6 protein-coding genes are annotated in these 5,909 nt (G+C 66.7%); 2 read left to right on the forward strand and 4 right to left on the reverse strand.

The features are described from left to right. Positions 1-54: 54 nt before the first annotated feature. From VFW45_09935 to VFW45_09950, 4 genes are all read right to left on the reverse strand, one after another. Entirely contained in the window at positions 55-384 is a 330-nt protein-coding gene (locus tag VFW45_09935) for a hypothetical protein (protein HEU5181103.1), read from the reverse strand. Between the two features lie 80 nt (positions 385-464). Next, positions 465-713, reverse strand: a complete 249-nt coding sequence (locus tag VFW45_09940; protein ID HEU5181104.1) for a GlsB/YeaQ/YmgE family stress response membrane protein — start codon at positions 711-713, stop codon at positions 465-467. A 21-nt stretch (positions 714-734) separates the two neighbouring features. After that, positions 735-1,697, reverse strand: coding sequence for a prohibitin family protein (locus VFW45_09945; protein ID HEU5181105.1), 963 nt, complete (start codon positions 1,695-1,697; stop codon positions 735-737). 85 nt (positions 1,698-1,782) lie between these two features. Next, positions 1,783-2,664, reverse strand: a complete 882-nt coding sequence (locus VFW45_09950; GenBank protein HEU5181106.1) for a hypothetical protein — start codon at positions 2,662-2,664, stop codon at positions 1,783-1,785. 42 nt (positions 2,665-2,706) lie between these two features. Here VFW45_09950 and VFW45_09955 point away from each other — a divergent pair, with 42 nt between their 5' ends. Then, a complete protein-coding gene (locus tag VFW45_09955) occupies positions 2,707-4,374 on the forward strand; it encodes a hypothetical protein (GenBank protein HEU5181107.1) in 1,668 nt (555 codons plus the stop codon). A 119-nt stretch (positions 4,375-4,493) separates the two neighbouring features. Beyond that, the coding region (locus tag VFW45_09960; protein HEU5181108.1) for a tetratricopeptide repeat protein at positions 4,494-5,909 on the forward strand (1,416 nt) is incomplete at its 3' end.

A 5,909-nucleotide genomic window follows, 5' to 3' on the forward strand; every position in this document is an offset into this window, starting at 1 on the left:
GAGCCGCCGGCCCGCATCGCCGAGCCGGAGCGCCCGCAGTAGCGAGGTCCTTGTTCAGGTACCGGGAAACAGCTCCGCCAGCGTCTCCTCGATCTCGGCGGCGAGATCCGCGTGATGGTGCCGCCGGGCCGCGGCGATGCCCGACTGAAGCGTGGCACGCGCTTCCGCCGGCTTCCCGGTCTTGAGCTGGCAGATGCCGCGCATCTTGAAACCCATCCCTTCGTCGTCGCCCTGTCGGAAGTACTCGTCCAGCTCCCGCAGTGAGTCGGCGTAGCGTCCCATCTGGAAGTACTCGGTCGCCAGGAAATAGCGCAAGTCCCGGTCCTCGGGAGTCTCCCCGAGCATCGTCTCGAGCTGCCTGATTCGTTCCTCGGCTCCCGGCATCGCCCGTCTCCCAGAACGCTCATTTGCCGGAGTTCCGGCGGCTCATGCGCCGCTCCCGGCGCGGACGGTGAGCCTGGCGGCTACTTGAAGAATCCCAGCATCTTCAGCAGGCCGATCAGGATCGCGGCCCCGGCGACCGCGACGATCCAGCGCGCAATCAGTCCATAGGCCGCGAACCCCAACACCCCCGCGATCCAGAACCCCAGGGCCGAGCCGATGATCCCCACGAAGATGTTGGCGAACAGCCCCATCCGGGCGTCGGTGCCGGTCACCATGCTTCCGAGCCAACCCACGATCCCGCCGATGACGATGGTCACGAGCCAGTTCATGAGCCTCCTCGTCGCGCGCCTTCAGCGCGCGGTCTTGGCGTCCAGGATTCCCTTGAGATCCATGATGGTGTTCTGGTCCGATACGATCACCGAGATCTTGTCGGAGAGCTTGTCGACGTAGAGATACTTGATGTAGTAGGGATTTTTCTGCAGCGCCGCCGTCACCGTCTCGATGGCCCGCGCCCGACCCTGCGCCTCGATCACCTTGCGCTCCGCCTCGCGCTGCTCTTTCTCCAGCACGTATTTCATCTGCTCGGCCGCCTGCTGGGCGATCTGCTTCGCCTCGATCGCCTTGGCGAACTCGTCGGTGAAGCGCACGTCGCGCAGCACCACCTCGTCGATGATGAAGCCGTCCTTCTCCACCAGCTTCTTCACCTTGTCGTTGATCTCGTCCTGGATGACAGCGCGCTTCGAGGAGTAGACGTCCATGACGGCGTACTCGGAGATCACCAGGCGGATGACCGAGCGCACCGCGGGACGGATGATCTTCTCCTCGTAGTCGGGGCCAATCTTCTGGTGCAGATCGATGAGGCGCAGCGGGTCGAGATGGTGCCAGACGGTCAGATCGATCCCCACCTGCAGCCCTTCCCGCGTCGGCGACCAGAGAGAGTCGTCCGCCTGCGCCTTGCGCCCCTCGCCGCGCGCCGCCGCCATGGTGTACTCCATCCGGCGCAGGTCGTATTGCTCTGTCTGGGTGATGAACGGCGGCACCAGGGTGACCCCCTGCCGCGCCAGCCGGAAGCTGCGCGTCAGCGTGTTGAACACCACCAGCGCGCGTCCCACCGGCACCACCCGGATCGACGCCGGGATCAGCACCAGCAGAGCCAGGAGCACCAGGGCGCCGGCGATGACGCCGCGTCCCGGGCCGGCTCCAGTGCGACGGCCGTCGGGGCCCAGGACGGTGAAGCCGCGGCGCCTGAGGACCTGGCTGACGACCGCGGCACCGAGGATCAGGAGGAACAGGAAGAAGATCAACCCGCCCATCGTCGAGCCTCCAAGCTTGGTGGGGAACGCAAAGCCCAGACCCTAGGGTTGCGGACGCGACACTAGCACGGAGGCCGGGGCGGCGTCACTTCCCCGGGGCGTGCGGCGCCGCAGGGGGTGGGGGGGACGGGGCGGCGGCGGCGAAATCCTCCTCCGAGTGGACATTGAAAAAGACGTAGTTCCGGAAGCGCTGCGCGATGCGCTCCTTCATCTCCTCCTCGCCGGTGAGGCTCAGCCCGAAGCGGCGCGTCTCCGCCTCGCCGGGAAAGGACAGCCCGAACTTGTCGACGCTGAAGGTCAGCCGGTAGCGGTAGCCTCGCGGCTGCTTCTTCACCGGCACACCGACGATGCGCATCGATTTGCGCCATTCCGCGGTCCTCAGCTTGAGCAGCTCTTCCTGGCCGTTGGGCTCGGCCTCCACTTTCACGAAGTTCCCGGTCTCGCTATCCACCCAGGCCTTCCCGCTCCACTCGTGGATCTCGCGGCCGTGATCGAAGGTCTTGGCGCCGCGGAAGGCGATGATTACCGCGGAGTGAAAGCCGACCAGCTCCGAGCCGGCCGGCTCGAAGCGGAAGTGGCCGCGGTGCTGCTGGCTGAACAGCAGGGCCCAGTCGTAGGCTCCCGGGACGTCGAGCCCCGGATCCACCTGCTTGGCGTCGGCAGGGTCGCCGTTCTTCGAGGGCTGCATCCGGATTTCCCGGTACCCCGACTCCGAGCTTCCCTCGTACAGGTAGTCGTAGCGGCTTTTCTGCTCCCGCTTGTTTTCCCCGGTCGAGGAGCTAAATTTCCCCAGGATTACTGTCTCTTCGCAGGAGAAGCCGAGTGCCGCCTTCTCGTATCGCGTCGCCCGCGCGCTCACGAGCTCCATCGTGGCATCGAAACCGTCTTCGCCGGCACCTCGAGCGATCCCCGCCGCGAACAGAGCGGCCGCGCAGCCGGCCAGGACTTTTTGGGGGGTGGATCTCATCTACCGGATTCTACTGCCTTCCTGGAGCGGCTCCCAACCGCCATGTATAATTCTCTCCCCATGCGAGCCCCCCTTCCAGTGATGGCGGCGCTCCTGCTGTTCTGCCTCTCCTCTTATTCTCTGGCGCAGGAACCCAATTCCACTGCGCAGGAATCCCCCCTCCCCGACGGAAAGCAGCTGGAGATCGACAGCGCTCACATCGGCAAGATCCTGGTCAACAGCAAGGATATTTTCGACACCTCCGATCCGAAGGAGAGCTACTGGCCCTACCGCCTCGCCAACAAGCTGCACATCGTCACGCGCGAGGATGTCGTCCGGCGCGAGCTGCTGTTCCGCGAGGTGGATCTCTACCGCCAGGACCTCATCGACGAGAGCGAGAGGAACCTGCGCTCGCTGGGGGTGATCTACCATGTCAAGATTCGCCCGGTCGCCTATCACGACGGCATCGTCGACCTGGAGGTGGGGACCCAGGACACCTGGACGCTGCGCCCCTCGGTGCGCTTCTCCCGCGCCGGGGGCGACAACACCTGGGGCTTCTCCTTCAGCGAGCAGAACCTGGTGGGCAGGCTCAAGCTCCTGATGATCAGCCGCAAGAGCGACGTGGACCGCACCACCACCGCCCTCCAGTATTTCGATCCCCGCCTGCTGGGCAGCCGCTACGCCATGCGCGCCATCTACGCCGAGAGCAGCGACGGGAACACCACGGGCCTGTCCTTCTCCCGACCTTTTTTCTCACTCGATACGCGCTGGGCCGCCAACACCTCCTGGCTCGACCTCACCCAGGTCTCCAAGCTGTACACCGACGGCGAGGTCTCCTCCGAGTTCAACCAGGATTCCGAGACGTTCGGCTTCTCCTACGGCGTCTCCACCGGGCTCATCGGCAACCGCGTCGCCCGCTTCACCTTCGGCTACTCGTACGAGCGCGACGATTTCTCCCGCGATCCCGATCAGGAGGGTTTCGGCACGCTGCCGGTGCCCGAGGACCAGAAGTTCAGCGGCCCGATCTTCACCCTGGAGACGCTGCGTACGCGCTACATCAAGGTCACCAACTACAGCCAGTTCGATCGGGAGGAGGACTTCAACCTGGGGAACGACTTCACCGCCTCGGCCTGGCTCTCCCTGAGGGACTTCGGCGCAGCGCGCAGCGAGGTCATCCTGCATTTCGGCGACTCGGTCGGGATTCCGCTGTCGCACTCGGCCAACTTCTTCTACGCGGGGATGCTCTCGGGACGCGTGGGCTCCGGCGAGGCGAGCAACGTGATCCTCTCGCAGATCCTGGAGACCTACTGGCGCGCCACCCTGCGCCAGACCTTCTACGCGCGGCTCGGGATGGACGTGGGCATCGACCTGGACGAGCAGACCCAGTTTCTCCTGGGGGGCGATACGGGGCTGCGCGGCTACCCCACGCGGCAGTTCTCCGGCGACCGCCGCTTGCTGCTCACGCTCGAGCACCGCTTCTTCAGCAACGTGGAGCTCCTGCGGCTGGTGCGCCTGGGGGCCGCCGGCTTCTTCGACATCGGCAACGCCTGGTACGGCTCCTCGCAGCGCGTCTCCGACCTGCATCCGGACGTCGGCGTCGGACTGCGCTTCGCGGTCAGCCGCTCTTCCGTGGCCACGATCGGGCGGCTGGATCTGGCCTACTCCATCGACGCCGAGGAGACCGACTCCCCCAAGCTCCAGCTCCTGTTCGGCACCGCCCTCAAGTTCTGACGCGCCCCGGCGCGCGTTGACGCTCGCCCGGCCCTCGTCTAACATGCTGACTCTGCTTGCAGCGGAGTCCCTTGGGAATCTCCCAGAGAACCCCTTTCAACCCGTTTCGAGGTGCACGCATGGGTAGCGATTCCGCCCCGGACCGCGGAGAGACGAAGCCCCTGGGCAAGAAGGCGATTCTCCTGGTGGCCGGAATCGCGGCGGCTGCATTGCTGGTGGCGTTTCTGGTCGTCAGCATGACGCGGAGGAATTCGGCGGGGGCGGCGGGAGGGGAAAAGCCTGCGCTCGTCGTGGTCCCCTTCCGCGCGGCCGGCGGCTCCGAGGCGGTGTCCTGGATTGGCGATTCGGTTCCGATCTTTCTCACCCTGAGCCTCGAGAACGATCCCGATCTCAAGGTCCTGACTCCCGAGCGGGTCTTCGACCTGACGCGCGCTCCGCTCGCGGGGGAGACGGCCGAGATCGACATGGCGAAGAAAGGAGGAGCCGGCTTCCTGCTGCGCGGCACGGTGAGTGCCGGAGCGGGAGGGGCCTCGCTGTCTGCTTCCTGGGTCGATGTCTCCTCCGGCAAGGAGCGGGAGCACTGGGAAGTTGCGGGCATCACCGAGGAGACCCTGGGCCACAGGCTGGACGAGCTGGCCTTACACGTGCGCCAGGCGCTGGGACGCGGGCCGCTGCAAGCCGAAGATCCGCCGCTGGCCTCCCTGGTGCCCCTCAAGGAAGCCCCGACACGCAGCTTCGTGGAGGCCTGGACACGGCTGGCACAGGGTGATCCGGCCGGCGCGGCGCCGCCGCTCCAGGAGGCGCTGAAGCTGGAAGATTTCCACCTGGCGCGCTACCTGGAGATCCTGCTCGCCGCGCAGCGCGGCGACCCCGGTGGCGCGGCGCGCGCCGCCAACACCCTGTCGAAGCTGACGCGTCCCCTGCCCGACCGCGTCACCTTGATGATCCCCGTGATTATGGCGCTGTACCAGTCGGGCAATCCGCGCACGGCGGTGGCGCCGCTCGAATCGTTCCTGGCGCGCTTCCCCGACGAGAAAGTGCCGCTTTCCTGGCTGGGGGCGATCGAGCTCTTCCTGCTGCGCGAGCCGCAATCGGCAGCGAAGACCCTGGCTCATGCCCACGAGCTCGATCCTTCCAGCTCCGACAACCTCAGGCTGCTGGCGCTGGCGACCCTGGAATCGGGGAACGCCACCGAAGCGGCCGGCCTGCTCACGAAGTATCTGGAAGGGCACCCCGAGGATCACGCCGCCCGGCTGAGCCTGGCCCGCGCGCAGCGGCGCGAAGGCCACTCGGAAGAGGCGCTGCGCACGGTGGAGCAGATCCTCGCGAGCCAGCCGAACAACCTGGGAGCGCTGTCCCTGAAGGGAGACCTGCTGCTCGACGCCGGCAAGACCGCCGAGGCCATCGCCCTGTTCCGCACGCTCGCCGGCTCGCCCGCGTCGCGCGCCGAGGGGCTGGCGCTGCAGGCGCGGGTCGCCTTGATGACAGGCCACGTCCAGGAGGGGCTGAAGGATCTGCGGGATGCTTCCGAGGCG

It is taken from the genome of Candidatus Polarisedimenticolia bacterium (assembly GCA_035764505.1).
Classification (GTDB): Bacteria; Acidobacteriota; Polarisedimenticolia; order Gp22-AA2; family AA152; genus AA152.